Source organism: Ornithinimicrobium tianjinense, from assembly GCF_014636495.1.
Lineage (GTDB): Bacteria > Actinomycetota > Actinomycetes > Actinomycetales > Dermatophilaceae > Ornithinicoccus > Ornithinicoccus tianjinensis.
In genome coordinates this window covers 1-22,538 of sequence record NZ_BMEM01000001.1, presented here as the reverse complement: position 1 = coordinate 22,538, position 22,538 = coordinate 1, and the positions used below count along the sequence as shown (strand labels likewise).

16 protein-coding genes are annotated in these 22,538 nt (G+C 74.3%); 11 read left to right on the top strand and 5 right to left on the bottom strand.

The annotated features are described in order from the left end of the window. Positions 1-44 precede the first annotated feature (44 nt). The 5 genes from IEV65_RS00080 to IEV65_RS00060 form a co-directional block, all read right to left on the bottom strand. Positions 45-1,754 carry a substrate-binding domain-containing protein gene (locus tag IEV65_RS00080; protein ID WP_188427604.1) on the bottom strand — a complete coding sequence of 570 codons (1,710 nt, stop codon included), beginning with the start codon at positions 1,752-1,754 and terminating at the stop codon, positions 45-47. Positions 1,755-1,801: 47 nt separating this feature from the next. Continuing rightward, positions 1,802-2,641, bottom strand: a complete 840-nt coding sequence (locus tag IEV65_RS15490) for an NUDIX hydrolase (RefSeq protein WP_229734745.1) — start codon at positions 2,639-2,641, stop codon at positions 1,802-1,804. 19 nt (positions 2,642-2,660) lie between these two features. Then, positions 2,661-4,364: a phenylacetic acid degradation protein PaaN gene (paaN, locus tag IEV65_RS00070; RefSeq protein WP_188427603.1), complete on the bottom strand. Its 1,704-nt coding sequence runs from the start codon at positions 4,362-4,364 to the stop codon at positions 2,661-2,663. Positions 4,365-4,407: 43 nt separating this feature from the next. Further along, positions 4,408-6,108 (bottom strand): ABC-F family ATP-binding cassette domain-containing protein, encoded by a 1,701-nt coding sequence (locus IEV65_RS00065; protein ID WP_188427602.1) that lies wholly within the window; start codon positions 6,106-6,108, stop codon positions 4,408-4,410. A gap of 261 nt (positions 6,109-6,369) precedes the next feature. Beyond that, positions 6,370-7,455 (bottom strand): hypothetical protein, encoded by a 1,086-nt coding sequence (locus tag IEV65_RS00060; protein ID WP_188427601.1) that lies wholly within the window; start codon positions 7,453-7,455, stop codon positions 6,370-6,372. Positions 7,456-7,877: 422 nt separating this feature from the next. On the opposite strand from IEV65_RS00060, the gene IEV65_RS00055 reads away from it, so the two are divergent. The 11 genes from IEV65_RS00055 to IEV65_RS15485 all read left to right on the top strand — a co-directional run bounded on the left by IEV65_RS00055 (position 7,878) and on the right by IEV65_RS15485 (position 22,306). Then, on the top strand, positions 7,878-9,137 hold the full coding sequence (locus IEV65_RS00055; RefSeq protein WP_188427600.1) for a 3-hydroxyacyl-CoA dehydrogenase NAD-binding domain-containing protein: 1,260 nt from the start codon (positions 7,878-7,880) through the stop codon (positions 9,135-9,137). Then, entirely contained in the window at positions 9,134-9,607 is a 474-nt protein-coding gene (gene paaI, locus IEV65_RS00050; RefSeq protein ID WP_229734744.1) for a hydroxyphenylacetyl-CoA thioesterase PaaI, read from the top strand. The genes IEV65_RS00055 and paaI overlap by 4 nt, the downstream gene beginning before the upstream one ends. Positions 9,608-9,779: 172 nt before the next feature. Next, positions 9,780-11,096 carry a phenylacetate--CoA ligase PaaK gene (gene paaK / locus IEV65_RS00045; protein WP_188427599.1) on the top strand — a complete coding sequence of 439 codons (1,317 nt, stop codon included), beginning with the start codon at positions 9,780-9,782 and terminating at the stop codon, positions 11,094-11,096. A gap of 378 nt (positions 11,097-11,474) precedes the next feature. Next, a complete protein-coding gene (locus IEV65_RS00040; RefSeq protein ID WP_188427598.1) occupies positions 11,475-15,080 on the top strand; it encodes an FtsX-like permease family protein in 3,606 nt (1,201 codons plus the stop codon). After that, the gene (locus tag IEV65_RS00035) at positions 15,077-17,863 is read left to right on the top strand and encodes an FtsX-like permease family protein (RefSeq protein WP_188427597.1); all 2,787 of its coding nucleotides are present in this window, start codon (positions 15,077-15,079) and stop codon (positions 17,861-17,863) included. Before IEV65_RS00040 ends, IEV65_RS00035 begins: the two co-directional genes overlap by 4 nt. After that, a complete protein-coding gene (locus IEV65_RS00030; RefSeq protein ID WP_188427596.1) occupies positions 17,860-18,870 on the top strand; it encodes an ABC transporter ATP-binding protein in 1,011 nt (336 codons plus the stop codon). Before IEV65_RS00035 ends, IEV65_RS00030 begins: the two co-directional genes overlap by 4 nt. Then, positions 18,867-19,577, top strand: coding sequence for an ABC transporter ATP-binding protein (locus IEV65_RS00025; protein ID WP_188427595.1), 711 nt, complete (start codon positions 18,867-18,869; stop codon positions 19,575-19,577). Before IEV65_RS00030 ends, IEV65_RS00025 begins: the two co-directional genes overlap by 4 nt. 47 nt (positions 19,578-19,624) lie before the next feature. Beyond that, positions 19,625-19,924 (top strand): DivIVA domain-containing protein, encoded by a 300-nt coding sequence (locus IEV65_RS00020; protein ID WP_188427594.1) that lies wholly within the window; start codon positions 19,625-19,627, stop codon positions 19,922-19,924. Between the two features lie 35 nt (positions 19,925-19,959). Next, entirely contained in the window at positions 19,960-20,979 is a 1,020-nt protein-coding gene (galE, locus tag IEV65_RS00015) for a UDP-glucose 4-epimerase GalE (protein ID WP_188427593.1), read from the top strand. A 51-nt stretch (positions 20,980-21,030) separates the two neighbouring features. After that, positions 21,031-21,417, top strand: a complete 387-nt coding sequence (locus tag IEV65_RS00010) for a BlaI/MecI/CopY family transcriptional regulator (RefSeq protein WP_188427592.1) — start codon at positions 21,031-21,033, stop codon at positions 21,415-21,417. A gap of 7 nt (positions 21,418-21,424) precedes the next feature. After that, positions 21,425-22,306: a M56 family metallopeptidase gene (locus tag IEV65_RS15485; protein ID WP_229734742.1), complete on the top strand. Its 882-nt coding sequence runs from the start codon at positions 21,425-21,427 to the stop codon at positions 22,304-22,306. The last annotated feature ends 232 nt before the right edge of the window (positions 22,307-22,538 follow it).

Genomic DNA, 22,538 nt, shown 5'->3' with positions numbered 1-22,538 from the left:
TATGCCGTGCGCGCGCCGCTCCCGCTCCTGCCCGCTACCGCACGCTACTGGGCGCGGCTGGCGACGACGTCGACGAAGACCTGCGGCAGCTCGCGGGGGTCACGGATGACCATCGCCTCGCCACCCGCGGCCTCGGCGAGCCGCTGGAGGGCGCCCTCGTCCACGTCCGGCCCGACACCGATGAGCACGACCGTCACCGGGGCGCCGGCCTCGGTGTCCCGCGCCTTCTCGAGGAGGTCGACGACCTCGTCGGCGGACAGGCCCCCGGTGGAGTCGTCGTTGATCCCGTCGGTGAGCAGCAGCACCGAGCTGATCGAGCCGGGCTCGGCGTTGTCGCGCATGTACTTGTAGCCGGCCCAGAGGGAGTCGTGCAGACCCGTGTCGCCCTCGAGGATGTCGAGACCGAGGCTGGCGGTCTCGGTCATCAGCAGGTCGCGCTGGGTGACGCCGCGGATCTCCTCGTCGAGCGGCCGCAGGGGCACCACCGCGCGGTAGTCCTTGCTGCGGTCCAGGGCGGTCGAGAAGTACCACAGCCCGATCTCGGTCTGGCCGGGGATGACGGACAGCGCGGTCTGGGCGGCCTCACGCGTGAGGTCGATGCGGGTCGACCGGCCGATCTCGGCCTCCATCGACCCGGAGATGTCGATGAGGGTGAGGATCCGCGACTCCGGGGCGATGACCGACCACGTCTCGGCGACGGCGGCGATCTCGGCCGGGTCGACCTCGGCGCCGGCGGTGGTGAGGTTCTCCGGGACGCCGGTCACGCCGGGGGCCGCGCCGTCAGCACCGGGACGCAGGCCGAGGGCGGCCAGGTCGGCCCGCCCGGCCTCGGAGAGCAGCTGCTGCTCGAGCGCGTCCACCGCGTCGGAGGACACCGCCTCGCGGCCCCGGACGAAGGGCACCTGCACCGCGCCGGACTCCAGCGGCATACCCTGCAGCGCCAGCCCCTTCTCGGCGGCGTCGGCCAGCTGCTGCTCGGTGAGGGGCACCAGCGTGCTCGGGACCGAGCGCACCGCGGAGGCGACGTCGCCCTGGACGGCGTTCTGCGCGAGCACGACGAGGAGGTCACGCACGGGGCTCTCGGGGTCGTCCACGCCGCCGACGGCGCCGGACACGGTGTTCACCAGCGCCAACGAGGCGGCGTCCACGCGCGGGTCACCCACCCGCAGGTCGACCGGCGCGTCGCCGGAGGCCAGCAGCTCCTGGTAGATCTCGAGCACCTCGGGCCACGTCGACCCGGCGTCGATGCCCAGGCCTGCCATGGCCTGCACGGTCTCCGGGGTGCTGGCGAGCATGACCGGCGAGGAGGCGAGCACCTCCCCGACCGTCACCTCCGCGCCGCCGGTGGCGGCGAGCGTCGGCCAGGCCGACGAGCTCGGGATCCAGGCATCGGGCAGCTCCCCGCGCTCCACCGCCGCCTGCGCGACGGCGGTGCCGCGGGTCACCACCGAGTAGGTGAAGCAGTCGTCGTGGGCCCGCTCGGCGGCGGCCGACACGGCCGGCAGCAGCTCGGGCGCGGACCAGACGGTCACGCGGCCGCAGGCGACGTCGCCCTCAGCCTTGGCGCCGTCGTCGGAGCTGGGGGCGGGTTGGTCGTCCTGGCCGGCGGCCGTGCCGGGAGCGCCGTCGTCGGGCGCGTCTCCGGCGAGCAGGGTGTAGGCGCCGTAGCCGGCGACGACGACGAGCAGGGCGACGAGCCCCATGAGGATCCTCTGGCCCCATCCCACGGTGGAGGGGGCGGCGTGCTTTGCCACGGGGGCAACCTAGCGCACGACGCCGCGATCTCCGAGCCGCGTTCCGGTCAGCGAGCGGCGCGGGGCAGCCCGTCCTCGAGGAAGAGAACGTGCCCAGGTGCCGTCTCGTGCGCCTCGCGGAGGGAGGCGAGCAGCCGGTGGACGTAGGGCGCGACCCGGCCCTCCGCCTCCTCGACCGTGCACCACCGCAGGTCCGCGAGCTCGGAGCGCTGCAGCACGGCGCGCTCGGCCAGGTCCGGGTGCACGCCGAGGTCGAAGACCAGCAGGAGGGCGTCGCGCCACTGCCGGTAGGGCGGCAGCCAGTCGACGCCGATCAGGTCGCCGACCGGCAGCTCGACACCCAGCTCCTCCCGCACCTCGCGCGCCAGCGACTCGACCGGGGACTCGGCGGGCTCGGCGACGCCGCCGACGAGGTCCCACTCCTTCTTGTAGGTCAGCTCGCAGAGCAGCAGCCGTCCGACGCCGTCGTGGACCAGGCCCTGGACGATGACCCGCTTCAGCGGCAGCGTCGCGTCGAGCATGGCCAGGAACGCCGCCGGCGTCCCCGGCTCGGGGTCGTCGACGAGCCTGGCCAGGCGCAGCAGGTCCCGGTATGCCGCGCCGCCCCCACCGCCACCCCCATCGCCCGTCTCCCGCGGGCCGCGCCCCCGGCTGACGCCCTCCGGTCGCAGCCCGCTGCGCTGGAGGACCCGTCGCAGCCGCCGGTCGTCGGGCTCCACCTCGGCCTCCACGCGGTGGTGACCAGCGACAAAGGCCTCCTCCACGAGGGCCGTGACGCGGGCGACCGCCTCGGCCTCCTCCGGCGGGAGTCCGGCCAGGCCGGTGAGCGCGACGACACCCGGCACCACCTCGACGGTGCCGGGCCCGCCCGGCGAGCGCGACGGCATACCGGACCTCCGCCCGACCTCAGACGTGCCGGCGGCTGGTGATGACGCGGAACCGGTTGGCCACGAAGGCCGCGTCGGCGTAGGCGGCGTTGGCGGCCGGGTTGGCGCCGGTGCCGTGCAGGTCGGAGAACGCGGCGGTCTGGTTGACGAAGACCGGTCCGGTGAGGTTCTCCGAGAGCGCGACGCCGGCCTCGGCCGCCGCGTCGCGGGCGGCCTCGAGGACGTCCTCGTCGGTGGAGTAGACCGCGGCGGTCATGCCGCCGTGCTCCCGGACGGTCTGCGCGAAGACCCTCAGCGACTCCGCGGTGTCGTCGGTGCGCACGACGAAGGCGACCGGCCCGAAGCACTCCTGGGTGTAGGCGTCGGTGTTCTCCGCGTCGACCGCCACGAGGGCGGGGGTGCGGACGACGGCGTCCGGGTAGACGGCGTGCGACACGGCGCGCGAGTCGAGCACGACCTCGCCCCCGAGGCGGGAGGCCAGGCCGGGGACGTCCGTCGCGCGGCCGCGGACGTCGTCGTTGACCGTGGCGCCGAGGATCTCCACCGCGCGCGCGTCGTCGGCGGTGAAGCGGGTGATCGCGTCCGCGAGCCGGCCCGCGAACTCGTCGGCGGACAGGTGGCCCTCGTCCGTCTCCACGCCCTCCTGCGGGACGTAGACGTTCTGCGGGGCGGTGCACATCTGGCCGGAGTAGAGGGAGAAGGAGAAGGCCAGGTTGCCGAGCATCCCCCTGAGGTCGTCGGTGGAGTCGACGACGACGCTGTTGAGGCCGGCCTTCTCGGTGTAGACGAGCTTGCCGGCGGCGGCGCCCTCGGTCTCCAGCCAGTGGCCGAAGCCGGGACCGCCGGTGTAGTCGATGATCTTCACGGCCGGGTCGAGGGCGAGGTCCTTGGCGAGGGTGCCGCCGTCGTCCTCCGCCGCGAGCTGGACCAGCGCCCGGTCGAAGCCGGCCTCCGCGAGCACGTCCCGGGCGATCGAGACGGTCAGGGCCAGCGGCAGCACGGCGCGCGGGTGGGGCTTGACGATGACCGGGTTGCCGGTGGCGAGGCTGGCGAAGATGCCCGGGTAGGCGTTCCAGGTGGGGAAGGTGTTGCAGCCGATGACGAGCGCGAGGCCGCGCGGGACCACGCGGTAGTCCTTCTGCATCCGGACGGGCTCGCCCTTGGCCGGCTTCTCCCAGGTGACCGAGGCCGGGATGCGCCGCTGCTCCTCCAGCGCCGCGGTGATCGCCTCGAGCGCGCGGTCCTGGGCGTGCGGGCCGCCGGCCTGGAAGGACATGACGAACGGCTGGCCGCTGGTGTGCATGACCGCGTGCGCCATCTCGTGGGAGCGGGCGTTGATCTGCTCGACGATCTCGGTGCAGACGGCAGCGCGCACCTCGGCGCCGGCGTCGCGCCAGGCCGGGAGTGCGGCCTGGGCGGCGGCGACCGCGGCGGCCACGTCGAGCTCGGGGTAGCGCACGCCGAGCCGCGGACCGTAGGGGCTGACCTCCGAGCCGACCGTGCGGCCGGTGGAGGGCTGGTCCGCGAGCGCCGCGAAGTCGCTGTTGAGCGTGGCCTCGTGGGCCGCCTGGCCGCGCTCGGAAGAACCCTCGCCGTAGACGCGCGGGCTGGGCGACTCGGGGTAGCGGCTGTAGTAGCTGCGCTCACGCAGCGCGGTGGTCGCAGCCTCCAGGGTCTCGCGGTGGGTCTCGAGGAGGGGGTGCGTCGTCGCAGTCTCAGCCATGACGCCAGCCTAGCCAGCGGCCGGGGTGCTCACGACACGCCGCTCACCGACGGCGCCGCACCCGCTCCTCGTCCCAGACCGGCTCGTCCGGCTCGTAGACCTCCCCGTCCGCGCCGAACACCAGGAACCTGTCGAAGCCGCGGGCGAACCACCGGTCGTGGGTGACGGCGACCACCGTGCCCTCGAAGCGCCGCAGCCCCTCCTCCAGCGCCTCCGCCGAGTCGAGGTCGAGGTTGTCGGTCGGCTCGTCGAGCAGGAGCAGCGTCGCCCCCGAGAGCTCGAGCATGAGGATCTGGAAGCGCGCCTGCTGCCCGCCCGAGAGCGTGTCGAAGGTCTGCTCCGCCTGCCGGGCCAGCTCGTAACGGTCCAGCACCCGGGACGCCTCGTCGCGCGTGCGACCGCGCCGGTGCTCGTCACCGCGGTGCAGGATCTCCAGCAGCGTGCGGCCGGAGAAGCCGTGGCCCTCGTGGGTCTGCGCGAACCACCCCGGTCGCACCCGCGACCCCAGTCGAGCCGCTCCGGTATGCCGCACCGCCGGCGGTCGCGCGTCGCCCACCGGCTGGTGCTCGACGTCCGGGTCGGAGCCCCCTGCGGCCAGCAGGCGCAGGAAGTGCGACTTGCCCGACCCGTTGGACCCGAGCACGGCGACGCGCTCGCCATACCAGACCTCGAGGTCGAAGGGCCGCATGAGCGGGTCGCCCTCCTCCGGCGGGAGCAGCTCGAGACGCTCGCAGATCACGGCCCGCTTGGCCGTCCGGCCGCCCGTGAGACGCATCGTGACCTGCTGCTCGCGGGCGACCTTCTCCGGCGGGCCGGCCTCCTCGAAGCGGCGCAACCGGGTCTGGGCCGCCTGGTAGCGGGCCGCCATGTCGGAGTTGTAGGCGGCCTTCTGCTTGTACATGAGCATGAGCTTGCGCAGCTTGGCGTGCTCGTCCTCCCAGCGCTTGAGCATCTCGTCGAGGCGGGCGTTGCGCTCCTCGCGGGCCTCGTGCCAGGTGGCGAAGCTGCCCGGGTGGGTCCAGGCGCTCGCGCCCGCCGCCCCCGGCTCGAGGGTGACGACGCGGGTGGCGGCGTTGCTCAGGAGCTCGCGGTCGTGGCTGACGAGCAGGACGGTCTTGACCGTGGCGCGCAGCTGCTCCTCGAGCCAGCGCTTGCCGGGCACGTCGAGATAGTTGTCCGGCTCGTCGAGCAGGAGCACCTCCTCGGGGCCGCGCAGCAGCGCCTCGAGGACCACCCGCTTCTGCTCGCCGCCGGAGAGGGTGGCGACGGCGCGCCACTGGGCGCGGTCGAACGGCATACCGAGCGCGGCGGTGGTGACCTCGTCCCAGCGGGTCTCCTGCTCGTAGCCGCCGACGTCGCCCCAGTCGGCGAGCGCCTGGGCGTAGGCCATCTGCGCCGGCTCGTCGTCGACCTCCATCATCGCCAGCTCGGCGGCGTCGAGGGCGCGCGCGGCGGTGGCGATGCGCTCGGGCGCGACGGAGACGAGCAGGTCGCGGACGGTGGAGTCGTCACGGACCGAGCCGACGAACTGCCGCATCACGCCGAGGCCGCCGGAGCGGCTCACGGTGCCGCCGTGCGGGTCCAGGTCCCCGGCGACGATGCGCAGGAGGGTCGTCTTGCCGGTGCCGTTGGGGCCGACGAGCGCGACGACCGCCCCCTCGCCGACGCGGAAGCTGACCTCGTCCAGCAGCGGCCGCCCGTCCGGCAGCACGAACGAGATCTGGTCGAGGTTGACGTGGCCCACGGGGTGAGGGTGCCAGGAGGGGTATGCCGAGTCCAGCGAGTTTGGGTGTTCCTGGAGAGGACTCGCCTGTCGGGGCGTCCCGGCGTCCCGGCGTCCCGGCGTCCCGGCGTCCCGGCGTCCCGGCGTCCCGGCGTCCCGCAAAGATCGTCACGCGAGAATCGGGAACAGTTCCGACTTCCACGTGACGCTCTTCGCGGGACGGTCAGCCAGCGGGGCGCTGATCAACCCGGTGCGAACACCCCCGCCGCACGCCGCCATCCTTCATGCGCCCATCTCCCTCGCCGCCCTACGCCGCCGCCCCTCCTCAAGCGCAGCGCCGATCTGCCGGAGGAACCGGTCCTGGTGCAGCCGCCACCCGATCACCGGGATCTGCAGGCTGATGAGGTCGCGGCTGGCGATGGCGAGGTCGTTCTGGCGCGCGGCGTCCTCGACCACCTTGAGCCCGACGAAGTGGTGCGCGCCCTGGATCTCCGCGTGGACCTCGAGGTCGTCCCAGAACAGGTCGAGGTAGACACGCCCTCCTGGGCCGGTGCGGACGACCTGCCTCGAGGGTTCGGGGAGGCCAGCGGCGCGGCAGACACCGCCCACGTCCAGCTCGTTGATGGAGTGCGCCCCGTCGCAGATGTCCTTGATCACCCCGTCGAGGACGGTCCGTCTGCGCGAGCGCCCGACCCGCTCCCACATCGTGAGGAGCGCGGCCGTCGCCACCAGCCGCTGCTGGACGGTCATGGCCAGCAGCGTCGCCGCCTCCCTGTCCGACCGGGCCCACTCGGCGGCCCTGACGGCGGCGACCTCCGGCCTGGTCCGCCTCAGCCCGACGGTGATCGTGGCCCCCACGTCGCGGAGCACGTGATGACGCACGCCCGCCAGCCGGCGATAGCTCGCGTTGCGCGGCACGGTGACGTGGACCTGGTCCTCGGTCCACGAGCGCAGGCCGGCGGCGATGAGGGCGGAGGCGCCGTCCAGCACGGCGCGCGGCCCGGACTCCCACAGCGCCCACCACAACCGGCCCTCACCGGTCGGCGCACGTCCGTCGATGCACAGACTGTGCACGCCCACGCGCTGCCAGACCCCGCGACCGACCTCGGCGGTGATGTCGTGGTCCGTGAGGCCACGAGCGAGCAGGTCTGCGCGGCGCGCCATCCCGGCATGGCGGTCCGCGAGCTCCCTGCCGATCTGCTGACGGCGCACCTGGCGCGCCCGCGAGGCGGGTTGGCCCACCCTTCGTCGGGACAGCTCGGCTGGCGAGGACACCTCTGCCCCCGCCTGCCGACCCTCGACCGTCGCTCCTACCTCCACGCTCTCCGCCCCCGCCGGCCAACCCTCGACCGCCGCTCCTGCGTCCACACTCTCCCCCTTCTCAACCTGATGCGCCTTGCGCGCGTCCACACACTCGGGAACACCCTGGACGCGGTGGCACGACCCGAACACGGTGGCACGGCCGAGAGGCGCATCGCTTTCGTCGTCCACAGGCGGCGGGCGCTGACGTGGCGTCCCGCGGAGATCGTCACGCAGAAGTCAGGAGGGGTGCCGACTTCCACGTGACGCTCTTCGCGGGACGCAGGCGGGCGGCTCGCAGGCGGGCGGGGCGGCTCGCAGGCGGGCGGGGCGGCTCGCAGGCGGGCGGGACGCAGGCGAGCGGCTCGCAGGCGGGCGGGAGGCAGGCGAGCGGCTCGCAGGCGGGCGGCTCGCAGGCGGGCGGGGCGGCTCAGGTTGCCGTGGGCGGGCACTGCGCGGGGGCCCCGCGGGGACATGCCAGAGTTGGCCGCATGACGCAGTCGACGCAGACTCCCGGGGCGCACACCGCCCTCGACGCCGCCCCCGCCCAGCTGCCCGTCGCCGTCATCGGCGCCGGGGCGATGGGGTCGGGGATCGCGCAGGTCGCGGCCCAGGCAGGCCACCCGGTCGTGCTCGTCGACAGCCAGGACGGCGCCGCCGACCGGGCCGTGGCCAAGCTCGCCGGCACCTTCGACACCCTCGTCAGCAAGGGCAGGGTGACCCGCGAGGACGCCGACGCCACGCTCGCGAGGATCACCACGCACACCACCCGCGACATGACCACCGTGCCGCCCGTCGGTCTGGTCATCGAGGCGGTCGTGGAGCAGATCGACGTCAAGCGGGCGATCTTCCGCCAGCTCGAGGAGGCCCAGGCACCCACGACCGTCCTCGCGACCAACACCTCGAGCCTGTCGATCGACGCCATCTCCGGCGAGGCCACCACCGGGCACGACGCGGCGCTCCACGGAGGGGTCTCACCGGCATTGGCGCACCCCGGCCGCGTCCTCGGCCTGCACTTCTTCAACCCGCCGGCCCTGATGAAGCTCGTCGAGGTGATCAACGGCGCTGCCTCCGACCCCGACATCCTCGCCGCCGCGACCGACCTCGTGCGCCGCTGGGGCAAGACGCCGGTCCGCTGCACCTCGACCCCCGGCTTCATCGTCAACCGCGTCGCGCGGCCCTTCTACGGCGAGGCGCAGCGGATGGTCGCCGACGGCATCGTCGACGCCGCGACCGTCGACCTGGCCCTGCGCGGCGCCGGCTTCCGGATGGGCCCGATGGAGCTGACCGATCTCATCGGACAGGACGTCAACTACGCGGTCGGCGAGTCGGTCTGGCACCAGACCGGGCAGGACCCGCGCTACGAGCCCACGGCATACCAGCGCGACCTCGTCCGCGAGGGCCGCCTCGGCCGCAAGAGCGGGCACGGCGTCTTCCGGTATGACGACTCCGGCACCCCTCTCGACGCGACGCCGGACGAGGACCTGGCGGCGCGGCTGGTCGGTGGCCCGGTGGCCAGCGACCCGGTGGCGCGCACGATCGCGATGCTCGTCAACGAGGGCGTCGACCTCGTCCACCGTGGCGAGGCCACCGCCGAGGACGTGGACACCGCGATGAAGCTCGGGACCAACTACCCCAAGGGCCCCTTCGAGTGGCTCGCTGAGATCGGCGGCGGGACGGTGCGTGCTCAGCTCGAGGAGCTCGACGCTGCCTACCCCGGCGGCCGCTACCGCCCGAGCGAGGCGCTGTGAGCACCGGCCCGGACGCCACGGTCGCCGGCAAAGGGGCCGACCTGACCCACGTCCGCGCCATGTGGGCCGACGACCGGGCCTCGGCCGGGCTGGGCATCGAGCTGCTCGAGGTCGACGTGGACACCTCCGGCCCGCAGCCGCTCGGCCACGCCCGCACGCGGATGAGGGTGGTGGGGTCGATGGTCAACGGGCACGACATCATGCACGGCGGCTTCATCTTCACGCTGGCCGACTCGACCTTCGCCCTGGCCTGCAACGCGACCGGGCGGTTGACGGTCGCGGCCGGGTGCGAGATCACCTTCGTCACCGCCGGTCGGCTCGACGACGTCATGGTGGCCGACGCCCGGGAGCGGGTCACCTACGGCCGCAGCGGTATCACCGACGTCACCGTGACGCGCGAGTCGGACGGCGCGGTGGTCGCGGAGTTTCGCGGGAAGAGCCGCTCGCTGCCGGCTGCCGGTCGCAACTGAGAGCCGGATCGTGTTCTTCGCGCGGGTAGCAACCCGCTGCAAGAACGACTTCCCGCTCTAAGTCCGGACGCGGACCGGAGCGGTCGACCGGGGCCGTGGGACCCGCGCCCTGCACCCCGGGCGCGGCGCGGCATACCCTGCCCTCACAGCCGGAATGCCCGAGGAGACACCGATGTCACTGCCGCAGATCGACCCCGCGCCCGAGCTCTTCGACGACGCGGAGAGGTGGTCCGTGGACCAGCTGCGCGCCGAGCAGCTCACCCGGCTGCAGTCGTGCGTGCGGCGGGCCTACGAGGGGGTGCCGCACTACCGCACCGACATGGCCGCGCGCGGCGTGCACCCGGACGACATCCGCAGCCTCGACGACATCCGGCTGCTGCCGTTCACGACCAAGGCCACGCTGCGGGACAACTACCCGTTCGGGATGTTCGCCGTCCCACGGGAGCAGTGCGTCCGCGTCCACGCGAGCTCCGGCACCACCGGCCGCCCCACCGTGGTCGGCTACACCAGGCAGGACATCGAGATCTGGGCCGACCTCGTCGCGCGGTCGCTGCGCGCCGCCGGCGTGCGCCCGGGGCAGATCGTCCACAACGCCTACGGCTACGGCCTGTTCACCGGCGGGCTCGGCGCGCACTACGGCATCGAGCGCCTCGGCTGCACCGTCATCCCGATGAGCGGCGGCCAGACCGAGAAGCAGATCCAGCTCATCCAAGACTTCAGGCCGGACGCGATCATGGTGACGCCGTCCTACTTCCTGGCGATGATCGACCACGTCAAGGAGCTCGGGCTCGACCCCTCCGAGACCTCCCTGAAGATCGGCATCTTCGGCGCCGAGCCGTGGACGCAGGCCATGCGCGAGGAGATCGAGGCCGAGTGCCAGATGCACGCGACCGACATCTTCGGGCTCTCGGAGATGATGGGGCCGGGCGTCGCGCAGGAGTGCGTGGAGACCAAGGACGGCCTCACGCTCTGGGAGGACCATTTCTACCCCGAGATCATCGACCCGATCACCGAGGAGCCGGTCGCCGACGGGGAGGAGGGCGAGCTCGTCCTCACGGCGATGACGCGCGAGGCGATGCCGGTGCTGCGCTACCGCACCCGCGACCTCACGCGCCTGCTCCCCGGCACGGGCCGCCCCTCGATGCGCCGGCTGGCCAAGATCACCGGACGCTCGGACGACCTGATGATCGTACGCGGCGTCAACGTCTTCCCGACCCAGATCGAGGAGATCGTGCTCAAGGTCGAGGGCCTCACCCCCCACTTCCAGTGCATCCTCACCCGGCCGGGCCGCATGGACCAGCTCACCGTCAACTGCGAGGCCGTCCCCGGCCTCGACCCCGGGAGGTATGCCGTGATCGCTCGCGAGGTCTCGCACCAGATCAAGTCGCGCATCGGGACGAGCGCCCAGGTGGTCATCCTCGGCGAGGGCGGGATCGAGCGCTCGGTAGGCAAGGCGCGGCGCATCGTGGACCAGCGCGAGAAGGGCTGACCGGGGCGCCGCACGTACCTGTCGTGGGCCGTCCGGTCGTGGGCCGCCCGGTCGTGGGCCGCCGGGTCGTGGGCCGCCGGGTCGTGGGCCGCCGGATGAGGGACCCTCGGCTTCCTACGGATCTGCACCCCCACAGGACGCAGATCCGTAGCGTCTCTGGTGAGCGACTCCCGCAGCGCCCGGCGGCCGACGGTCTCACGACCACCTCACGGGCTCGGCGTCAGCCGGCAAGGGCGTCAGCCGGCTCCGGGCGTCAGCCGGGAGACCTCACGCTGCAGATGCGCGGGGCTGCGCAGGAGTAGCCCCGAGGTCACGATCCGGTCACGTCCCTGACCGGGGCGTTGAGGTGTGTCCGGCCGTATGCCTAGGGTCGGCGCCATGACGTCATGGTGGGGCTGGGCACGACGGCGTGCCCGTGCCTCGACGGGGCTGCTGCTGACGCTGCTCGCTCTGGTCACCGCGACCACCGCCATCCTCGCCGGGACCGTGGGCTACTCCGGCGCCGCGGCGACCACGGCCGCGCGCGAGGCGCTCACCGGTGGACCGCCGAGCGAGGCCGGGATCCGGGTGCAGACCCGGCTCGCGGGCGACCCGACGGCGCAGGACGGCACCGCCCGCGGGCTGATCGCCCAGGCCTTCGACCCTGCGCCCGTGAGCGTGCAGCGCACCCTGGTGAGCGAGCCCCGGCCGGTCACCGGGCCGGACGGCGACGCGCTCGACGGACGTCTGGTCGTGATGGGCAGCGACTCGCTCCAGCCGGAGGACCCGCAGGCGGCGGGGCGCGTGGAGGTCGTCGAGGGGACCTGGCCGACGGACGACGCCGGGACCGGCTCCGACACCGCCGTCGAGGGCATGCTCCACGCCGGCACCGCCCGCGCGTGGGACGTGGCGGTGGGCGACACCCTGCAGGTGGCCGGCACCCCGGTCGCTCTCGTCGGCACATGGCGGCCGAAGGACGCCGCCGATCCGTACTGGTTCGGCGACCCGCTCGTCGTCGCCGGCACCGACGAGGAGCAGCGGGGTCCGCTCGTGGTAGGGCCCGGCTCGGTCGCGCAGCTGATCGACGCCCCGTTCGTGCGGTGGACGGTGCAGCCCGACACCAGCCGGATCCAGCCCGACGACCTCGCCCACCTGGCGTCCGCCGCCGCGAGCCTGCAGGGCTCCCTCAAGGTGCCCGCCGTCGACGTGCGCGGCGTCACGGTCGACGGGGACCTGGCCCCGACGGCCGACACCGCCGCCACCAACCTCGCGACCGCCCGGGCCCTGGGCGTCATCCCGCTCTCGGTGCTGGTCCTGGTCACCCTCCTCGCCGTCGTCCAGCTCGCCCGCCTCCTCGCCACCACGCGGGAGTCCCAGGCCCAGCTGCTGGTGGCACGCGGCGCCACCCGCGCCCAGCTCCTGACGAGCACGCTGGCCGAGGCGCTGGCGGTGACCCTGCTCGGCACGGTCGTCGGCGCCCTCGTCGCCTTTGCGGTCCTCCAGGCGGTCCCGGCCGGCGACGCCCAGGGACCGGTCGTCCTCCGGGTCGCCACGCTGACCGGTCTCGCGGTGCTGCTCGTCCTCGCGGCCGTCGCCGCCGCCCAGGCCAGGCGGGTCTCCAGCGGGGTCACCGGCGGAGCCGACCTGTCCGGCCGCACCCGCGCCGCGACCGCCCTCGCCACCGTCGTGCTCGTCCTCGGCGCCGCGGCCGTCGCGTGGTGGCAGCTGCGCCGCAACGGTTCTCCCCTCGTCACCCGCGCCGACGGCACCCTCGGCACCGACCTCGTCGCGGGCGCCGCGCCCGCCCTCCTGCTGGCCGCGGCGGCAGTGCTCGCCATGGCCCTGCTCGGCCCCGCGGGCCGGCTGATCGAGCTGCTCACCCGGCCCGGCCGCAGCGCCGCTGGCCACCTCGCCTCCGCCCAGGTCTCGCGACGCCTTCCCGTGTATGCCGTGCCCGCCGTCCTCACCGTGCTCGCCGTCGGCGCCACGACCCTGTCCGGGCTCTACGCCGGCACCTCCGCCCACCTGCGCGACAACCTCGCGACCGTCGCCCAGGGTGCACCGGTCCGGGCCACGCTCGTCGAGCCGCTGAAGAGCTCCGAGCCGGGCACGGCCAGCCCGCCGGCGCAGACCCTCGAGGACGTCCCCGGCGTCGGGCGCACCTCCCCGGTGTGGATCGTCGACGACGCCCGGCTCGCCGACCTGTCCCTCCCGCTGACGATCGCCCCGGTCGACCAGCTCGCCGGCGTCGTCACCACCCCCGACCTGCCGGCCGGGTCCGCACCGCTGGTCCCCACCGGGGCCCTGGACGTGGCACCCGACGCCTCGCTCGGGCTGGCGCTGCCGCCCGGCACCACCCGGATCGAGGTCGACGTGGACATCGACGTCACCGTCGACCCGAGTGCGCTCCAGGAGCTCCAGGCCTCCTACGAGTCGCTGGTCGACGATCTGGCCGGCACGGGGGACGGCTCCGGCGACCTCGTGCTGGGCCCCGGCTCGGAGCCGCTGCCGGAGGACGAGGCGCGGGCGACAGCGCGCGGCATGCTCGACGAGCGGCTCCGGTACGCCCAGGAGGGCGGTCCTACCCAGGACTGGAAGGTCTCGCTGACCCTCGTCGACCCGCGGACCGGGCAGCGCCAGACCGTCGACGGCGCCACCGTCGAGGTCGACCGGGCCACGGTCGAGCCGCCGGCCGCCGACGCCCCCTACACCGAGGCACCGACGCAGGACGGGGGCGGCGCGGCCACCGTGCTCTTCACCCTGCCCGAGGGCACCGACCTGGTCGTCCGGGACGTCCGCCTGGAGCTGCCGCTGGCCCGCGACGACCGGGGCGACCCTGTCCGTCAGAGCGTGCGCGCCACCCTCGCGGCGACCACCGACGACGGCACGGCGCTCTTCGGCGACCCGACCCGCGGCTGGGGCTCGACCGAGGCGGCTCCGCCCGACGTCGTCGAGGAGGCCCAGCGGGAGGCCGACGAGCTCAGCGCCGAGGGCGGCACCCGGCCCAGGTCCGTCTTCGACCCGCGGACCGGTGACGTGTTCACCTTCGACGGCTCCGTCCATGTGCCCCCGATGCTGGATGTCACCGGCCGCACCTGGGTCCTGGAGGGCATCTCCGGGACGAACCTGCCCCCGGCCCTCACCGTCGCCCCGGACCTCAGCTACACCGAACCCCAGGGACTCCCTGCCCGCGGCGAGCAGGGCAGGACGCCGGAGAGGACCGAGCCGGAGGACGAGATCCCGGTGGCCCTCACCCCGGCCGCCGCCCGCGCCGCCGACCTCACCGTCGGGGAGTCGGCCCAGGTCAAGGCGTTCGGCCTCACCCTCCCGGTCCGGCTGGCCGCCGTGGTGCCGGCCGTGCCCGGCACCCTCGCGCCTCAGGCCGCCCTGGTCGACCGCGACGCCGTGGCCGCCGTCCTCGCGGAGGAGGACCGCGCTCTGCCCTACCCCACGCAGGTCTGGGCCACGCCGGGCGACGGCACCCCAGCGGCGGCCCTGGTCGAGGCGGTCGCGGCCCGCCCGGACGTCTCCGCCGTCGCCGGCCCGGGGACCGTCCGCGTCACCGACGCCACCAGCGCCGCCCGGCTGGTCTTCTGGGTCGCCTCGGCGGGAGCGGTGCTGCTCGCCGCCACCGGGGTCGCCGCCGTCGCCGCCACCCTCCTGTCCTCGCGCCGGGCCGAGGTCGCGGTCCTGCGCGCCCTCGGTATGCCGCCGCGCGCCCAGGCGCGTTCCCGCGCGCTCGAGCTCGGGGGCGTCGTCCTCGCCGCCACCGCCCTCGGCCTCGGCGCCGGCTGGCTGGTCAGCCGGATGGTCGTGACCGAGCTGGCCCGCTCCACGACCCAGCCGGGTCAGGTCGTGCTGCCGGCCCCGCTGCGCCTCGAGGCCGGCCCCTGGGCGGCCCTGCTGGTCGCCGGCGCCGTGGTGGCCCTGCTCGTCGTCCTGCTCCAGGCCGCCCGCGTCGCGCGGCAGGCCGTGGACCTCGACTACCGGGAGGAGATCCGGTGAACGGGCGTCACCGAGGTGCGCAGCGGCATACCGGAGCGGGTATGGCGTGGCGCCAGCTCGCCACCGACCCCGTCGTCTCCGTGGGGCTGGCGCTGCTCGTCGCCGTGGTGTCCTTCCTCCTGACCGCCGCGCCCCGCGCGCTCGAGGACGTCAACGGCCGGCAGCTGTCCCAGGACCTGTCCGAGCTCTCGGCGCAGCAGCGGGACGTCACGGGTGGCTGGGGCACCACGGTCGAGCTGCCGGTCGGGACCGAGGAGGACCCCGGTCGGGTCGACGACCCGTGGGCCCCCTTCCGTGAGGGTGCCGAGCGCATCCGGGCCGACCAGCCCGAGCCGCTGCGCTCGCTGCTCGCGCCGGCCCAGATGTTCACGCGCGGGACGACCCGGCTCGGCCACGTGCCGTCGGTGGAGAGCGGCTACTACGAGGCGCAGATCACCCTCTACGCCGACCCGGACCTCCAGGACCTCGTCGACGTCGTCGCGGGCGAGTGGCCGGCCTCCGCGCTGCCCGGCGGCCCGGGCGGCGGCGGCACAGCCACCGACGGCAGCCCCGCCCGCCGCGGCCCCGACCTGCCGATGGGGCAGTTCCTCCCGGTGCTGGTGCTCGACCAGGCGGCCGAGGAGATGCACTGGGAGGTGGGCGACGAGCTCGCGGGCTCGCTGCGGATCAGCGGGCTCTACCGCCCCAAGGACCCCGACGACCCCCGCTGGCAGCACGTCGACAACGGCACGACGATGGGCGTCCTCGCGGACCCCAACAAGGGCGAGATGGGCACGGTCACGGCCTACCTCAACCCGCTCAGCCGCGGCTACATCGGGCAGCCGACGTCGGTGCGCACCGAGGTCTGGTACCCCGTGTCTGTCGAAGGCGTCTCCGCGGCCGGTCTCGACACCACGCTGCTGCGCCGCCAGCTCACCGGGATGATCGCGGAGCAGCACGTGCTCGTCGAACAGGGCGACCCGGCGCTCGGCTACCTCGAGGGCGACCAGATCCCCTCCTTCACCACCGGGCTCACCGGCGTGCTCGACCAGACGGTCCGGCAGCAGCGAGCGACCGCGTCGCTGCTCGCCGTCGTGGCCGCCGGCCCGCTGGGGGTCGCCGTGGCGGTCACGCTGCTCGCGGCCCGGCTCGTGGTCCAGCGGCGTCGCCCGACGCTGGCCCTGGTGCTGGCGCGCGGTGCCTCGCCGACGCAGCTGCGGTGGCTCGTCGCGGCTGAAGGAGCGCTGCTCGGTGTGCCGGCGGCGCTGCTCGGGCACCTCGCGGCCGTGCAGGTCCTGCCCGGCGGCTCGCGCTGGTGGGAGTGGCTGGTCACCGCCGTGGTCGGCGCCGCCCCGGCGCTCGCCCTCGCCGTCACCCTCGAGGACGCCTCGCTGCTGCAGGAGCGGCGCGACCTGACGGCGAGCAGCCGCAGCCGGTGGCGCTGGGTCGCCGAGGTCGGCGTCGTGGTCCTCGCCGCGCTGGCCACGTGGCGGCTGCTCGACCGCGGCACCCGCGGCGACGCGGCCTCCGGCTCGGGCGTCGACCTGCTCGGCGCCGCCGCGCCGGTGCTGCTGGCGCTGGCGGCGTGCGTGGTGGTGCTGCGCCTCTACCCGCTGCCGCTGGGGACGCTGACCCGGACGCTGCGGTCGCGGCGGGGTCTCACCTCCTTCCTCGGGGCGGCCCGCGCGCTGCGTGACCCCACCGCCGGCCTCGTGCCCACGCTGGCCGTCGTGCTCGGCACCACGATCGCCCTCGTCAGCGCGGTGCTGCTGACGACCGTCACCCGCGGTGCCGAGGCGGTCGCGTGGGAGACCAACGGCGCCGACGTGCGGGTGCGCGGGCCGGTCTTCACCGGCGAGCTGGTCGCGCAGCTCGAGCAGGTGGACGGGGTGGAGGACGTGGCCCGGCTCCGCGACGTCGGCACCACGGTCGAGCTGGGGACGGCGGAGGAACGCACCTCCGTGCGGATCGTGCTCGCCGACCACGAGCTCCAGCAGGTGCTGCCTCCCGGTTCCCTCCCCCTGGCACCCCCTGCGAGCCTGTATGCCGACGCCGGCATCCTCCCCGTCGTCGCCGGTGGCCAGACTCCCGCGACCCTCGGCCCGGGCAGCCTCCGCCCGGTGGGGCAGGTCGAGGTGGTGGGCCACCTCCGCACGGTGCCCGGATTCGACCCCGGCGGGGCCTGGGTGCTCATGGACGCGGCCCGCTGGGAGGCCGCAGGCCGCACGACCCCGTTGGCCAGGACCGCGCTCCTGTCGGTGTCCGAGGGGGCGGACCCGGAGACGGTGGCGCGGTCGGTGGAGGCGGTCGTCGGGTCTGCCGTCGTGACGACCGTCCAGGCCGAGCTGGACGACTTCACCACCTCACCGGTCGTGGTCGGGCTCACCAGGGCGTTCGTCGGGGCCACGCTCCTCACCGGGCTGCTCACCGTGCTGGCCGTCGTCGTGGTCCAGCTCATGGGCACGGACGCGCGCGGGCGGCTGCTCGCGGTGCTCCGGACGCTCGGCCTGGAGCCCCGCCAGACCCGCGCGCTCACCGCCTGGGAGCTTGGGCCGATGCTCGTCATGTCGCTGCTGGTCGGCGGCCTGCTCGGGCTCGCCGTCTCGTGGGTCCTCAGCCGCGGGCTGGACCTCACCGGGCTCACCGGGGGCCGGGTCCAGCCGCAGCTGGCCGTCGACCCGCTGCTCACCGGCGCCGTCCTCGGCGCCGTGGTCCTGACCGTCCTGCTCGCCATCACCGTCAGCGCCTGGCTCGCCGGGCGCACCAACCTCGCGCAGGCGCTGCGCGTCGGGGAGGAACGATGAACACCACCGCATCCACGCCAGCAGCCACGTCGGCACCCACGTCAGCACCCACGTCCCCACCCACGTCCGCAGGGACGTCGTCGCTCACCGGTGCCGTGCGCGAGCACGCCGGACCGGACATCTGGTGCGAGGACCTCGTGCGCATCTACTCGACCGAGGGTGTGGAGGTGCAGGCCCTGCAGGGCCTCAACCTCGTCGTCGACCCCGGGGACGTGGTCGCCCTCGTGGGTGCCTCGGGCTCGGGCAAGTCCACGCTGCTCGGCATCCTGTCCGGGCTGGACCGGCCGACCGGCGGGCGGGCGCGGGTCGCCGGCGTCGACCTGCTGACGATGAGCCGCGCCCAGCGCGTCGACTACCAGCGGCACGTCGTGGGCTTCGTCTGGCAGCAGACCTCCCGCAACCTGCTCCCGTTCCTCTCCGCGGCCGACAACGTCGCGCTCCCCATGGTCATCACCGGCCGGCGCGAGCGGACGGGACGCGTCACCGAGCTCCTGGAGCTGCTCGGCGTGGCCGACTGCGCCGACCGGCGGCCCGCCCAGCTCTCCGGCGGTCAGCAGCAGCGCGTGGCGATCGCGACCGCCCTGGCCAACTCCCCCGCGGTCCTGCTGGCGGACGAGCCGACCGGCGAGCTCGACGACGCGGCCTCCGAGCAGGTCCTGGAGGCGATGCGGGCCGCCGCGGGCGAGCTGGGCACGACCGTGCTCGTCGTCACCCACGACCCCACCGTGTCCGACCATGTCCGCCGCACCGTCCAGATCCGCGACGGGCGCACGTCCACCGAGGTGCTGCGGCAGAAGGTCGTCGGCGCCGACGGCGTCGAGCGCACGGTGGCGAGGGAGTACACCGTGATCGACCGCGCGGGCCGCATCCAGCTCCCGCGCCAGCACGTCGAGGAGCTCGGGCTGCACGACCGCGTGCGGATCGCGAAGGAGAGCAGCCACGTGCAGGTGTGGCCCGACGACCAGGACCACCACCTGACCGGCGCGGAGGGTGAGGAGACACGATGAGCCAGCACGCGTCATACCCAACGACGACGGCGGTCCTCACCGCCCGCGACCTGCACCGCACCTTCGGGACCGGCGCCGCCGAGGTGCACGCGCTGGCCGGTGTCGACCTCGAGGTCCCGGCCGGGCTGCTCACGGTGGTCCGAGGCCCGTCCGGCTCCGGCAAGACCACGCTGCTCAACCTGCTCGGCGGGCTCGACCGCCCCACCTCCGGAGAGGTGCTGCTCGACGACGGTCGGGTGCTGTCGGCGCTGCCGGAGCGGGAGGTGCTGGCGGTGCGACGGGAGCGGATCGGCTACGTCTTCCAGAGCTTCGGGCTGGTGCCGGTGCTGTCCGCGGCAGAGAACGTCGAGGTGCCCCTGAGGCTGCAGCGGGTCGGCGCCGCAGAGCGGACGAGGCGGGTGGAGGAGGCGCTGGAGCTGGTGGGGCTGGCGAGGCACGCGAAGCAGCGGCCCTACGAGCTGTCCGGAGGCCAGCAGCAGCGGGTCGGCATCGCCCGGGCGCTCGTCTCCCGGCCCGACATCCTCATCGCCGACGAGCCGACCGGACAGCTGGACTCCGAGACCGCCGCGACGATCATGGACCTGCTCGTCACGCTCACCCACGGGCAGGGCGTGGCGACCGTGGTCTCCACCCACGACCCGGTCCTCACCGGCCGCGCCGACCAGGTCGTCGAGCTGCACGACGGGCGCCGCCGAGACCCGGCCTGACCTGCACTTTTGTGGCGCACCGGCGGCTGTGGTGCGACCATGGACGCATGAGTGACCACGAGATCCCCACCGTCCCGGTGCCGGAGGGCGTGAGCGAGACCGACCTGCCGACCCCCGGGGAGTTCCCCACCACGCGGGTGCACCGGGGCTATGCCACCGACCAGGTCGACGACCTGATCGAGGACGTGTTCGAGGCGGTGCGCACCGGCGAGCCGGCCCCGGAGATCGCCCAGGTGACCTTCACCGGCACCCTGCTGACCAAGGGCTACGAGGAGGGCCCGGTCGACGCCTACCTGGACCAGCTCTCCGAGGCCGTCGGCCAGGAGCCGACGCCCGAGGCCGAGTGACCCGCTGACCGCACCGACGACCTAGGCTGGCGCTCATGCGTGTCCTCGTGACCGGCGGCGCCGGCTACATCGGTTCACACACGGTGCTGCAGCTGCTCGCCGCGGGGCACGACGTGGTGGTGGCCGACGACTTCAGCAACGCCAAGCCGTCCGTGGTCGGCCGGCTGGAGGAGCTCTCCGGCCGCCCGGTCACGGTGCACGCCGTCGACGTCACGCAGGACGACGCGCTCGACGCCATCCTGTCGGGGCCCGACGCGCCGGTCGACGCGGTCGTCCACTTCGCCGCGTTCAAGGCCGTGGGCGAGTCCGTGGCCCGACCGGTCGACTACTACCGCAACAACCTCGACGCCACCCTGGCCGTGGTCGCCGCGATGGTGCGCCACGGCATACCGCACCTGGTCTTCTCCTCCTCGGCGACGGTCTACGGGGCGAGCGCCCCGGTCCCGATGACCGAGGACCTGCCCACCTCGGCCACCAACCCCTACGGGTGGACCAAGGTGATGAGCGAGCAGATCCTCCGCGACGCCGTGGCGGCGCACCCCCAGCTGCGGGTCGCGCTGCTGCGCTACTTCAACCCCGTCGGGGCGCACCCCAGCGGGCGGATCGGCGAGGACCCCTCGGACGTCCCGAACAACCTCATGCCGTATGTCGCGCAGGTCGCGGTGGGCCGTCGCGAGCGCCTCTCGGTCTTCGGCGACGACTACGACACCGTCGACGGCACCGGCGTGCGCGACTACATCCACGTCGAGGACCTGGCCGCGGGACACCTCGCGGCGCTGGAGTGGATCGCCACGCACGACCGCCCCCTGTCGGTGTGGAACCTCGGCTCCGGCCGGGGCACCTCGGTGCTCGAACTGGTCCGGGCCTTCGAGGAGGCCAGCGGCAGGTCCGTCCCGTATGCCGTGGTCGCGCGCCGCCCCGGCGACGTCGCGGAGTCCTACGCCGACCCCTCGCTCGCGGCCGAGGAGCTGGGCTGGCGGACCACCCGCACGGTCGCCGACATGTGCGCCGACACCTGGCGGTGGCAGCAGGCCAACCCCGACGGCTACCCGTGACGACCTCCGGTTCTTGTCCATCTACGACAGGCGAGCGTAGACTAGGACGCTATGCGACTGCGGACCAACTCTCTCGGCGACCTCGAGCGTGCCGTCATGGAAACCCTCTGGTCCCACGGCCCGGACCTGTCGGTCCGCGACGTGATGGCCAAGCTGGAGACCGACGGGGACAAGGAGCTCGCCTACACCACCGTCATGACGGTGCTCGACCGGCTGGCCAAGAAGGGCATCGCCCAGCGCACCCGCGACGGTCGTGCGTGGCGCTACACGGCGGCCTCGACCCGCGAGGTGCTCGCCGCCACCGCCCTGCGCAACACGCTGGACAGCGTGCAGGCCGACCGTCGGCTGGCCATGATGCACTTCCTCGACGACGCGTCACCCTCCGAGCTCGACGACCTGCGGGCCGCCCTGGCCGAGGTCGAACGCCGACACTCCTGACCTCCGCGTGACCGGCGCGCTGGTCACCGTCGGGTTCCTCGTCGGAGCCCTGCTGCTCACCCTGGCTGCGCCCCAGTTGCTCGCGCGCTGGACGGCGCTGCGTGTCGTCCCTGGTCAGGGGTTGTTCCTCTGGCAGTCGGTCAGCCTGGCCGGCGTCGCCTTCGCGCTGCTCGCCGCGCCCGTCGCCGCGCTCACCGTCGGCACCGACCACCCTCGCCTGCTGCTCGCCGCGCTCGGCCTCTCGGGGCTGATGCTGGGCCGCCTGCTGTGGTCGGGCCACGTCGTCGGCACCGACCTGCGTCGGCTGCGCTCCGAGCTGCGCACCCGGGTCGACCTCGTCGGCGAGCGCCTGACGCTCGTCGACAGCCGAGGCGCCGGCCCCGCCGACGCCGGTGCCGACCCGCGTCGCGAGAAGGTGAGCGTGCTCCCCCAGCCGGGCCCCACGGCATACTGCCTCCCGGGTCGGCACGACCGCATCGTGGTGAGCCGGGCCGTCCTGGAGCGGCTCGGCGACGACGAGCTGGGCGCGGTGCTCGAGCACGAGCACGCCCACCTGCGGCAGCGCCACGACCTGCTGCTCGAGCTCTTCCAGGTCCTCCACGAGGCGGTGCCCGCCCGGCTGCGGGCCCAGCCCGCGCTGGAGGAGGTGCGGCTGCTCGGGGAGCTGCTGGCCGACCGCGGCGCGGCGGCGCGGGTCGGTGCCCCCACGGTCGGTCGGGCCCTGGTCGCGATGGCCACCCCCACCACTCACCGGCAGGTCCGGCGGCGCCTCGACGCGCTCGCCGCGCCGGAGGCCTCGCTCTGGTTGCGGGCCGGGCTGCCGGTCGTCTCCGCCGGCACGCTCGCGCTGCCCTTCGCGCTCGCCGCCGTGGGCCTCGCCGCGCGCTGACCCCTCCCAACCGGACAGGCGTTGTTGCCGCTCCGTGAGCACAAACGCCTGTCCGGTTCGGCCGTAGCGCCTGTCCGGTCACGCCCACTCTCGACCGGACAGGCGTTGTTGCCGCCCTCTGGCACTAACGCCTGTCCGGTTGGCACTAACGCCCGTCCGGTTCGGCGGTAGCGGGTCAAGTCCCGGGTAGTGGTGTAGCGCTGTGCTCCTTCGGCAGGGGTTGTCAGGCGGT

Coding starts and splice junctions, on each gene's coding strand:
- IEV65_RS15490 (WP_229734745.1), bottom strand. CDS start 2,641: ATGCCGTCGCGCTCGCCGGGCGGGCCCGGCACCGTCGAGGTGGTGCCG.
- paaN (WP_188427603.1), bottom strand. CDS start 4,364: ATGGCTGAGACTGCGACGACGCACCCCCTCCTCGAGACCCACCGCGAG.
- IEV65_RS00055 (WP_188427600.1), top strand. CDS start 7,878: ATGACGCAGTCGACGCAGACTCCCGGGGCGCACACCGCCCTCGACGCC.
- paaK (WP_188427599.1), top strand. CDS start 9,780: ATGTCACTGCCGCAGATCGACCCCGCGCCCGAGCTCTTCGACGACGCG.
- IEV65_RS00040 (WP_188427598.1), top strand. CDS start 11,475: ATGACGTCATGGTGGGGCTGGGCACGACGGCGTGCCCGTGCCTCGACG.
- IEV65_RS00030 (WP_188427596.1), top strand. CDS start 17,860: ATGAACACCACCGCATCCACGCCAGCAGCCACGTCGGCACCCACGTCA.
- IEV65_RS00025 (WP_188427595.1), top strand. CDS start 18,867: ATGAGCCAGCACGCGTCATACCCAACGACGACGGCGGTCCTCACCGCC.
- IEV65_RS00020 (WP_188427594.1), top strand. CDS start 19,625: ATGAGTGACCACGAGATCCCCACCGTCCCGGTGCCGGAGGGCGTGAGC.
- galE (WP_188427593.1), top strand. CDS start 19,960: ATGCGTGTCCTCGTGACCGGCGGCGCCGGCTACATCGGTTCACACACG.
- IEV65_RS00010 (WP_188427592.1), top strand. CDS start 21,031: ATGCGACTGCGGACCAACTCTCTCGGCGACCTCGAGCGTGCCGTCATG.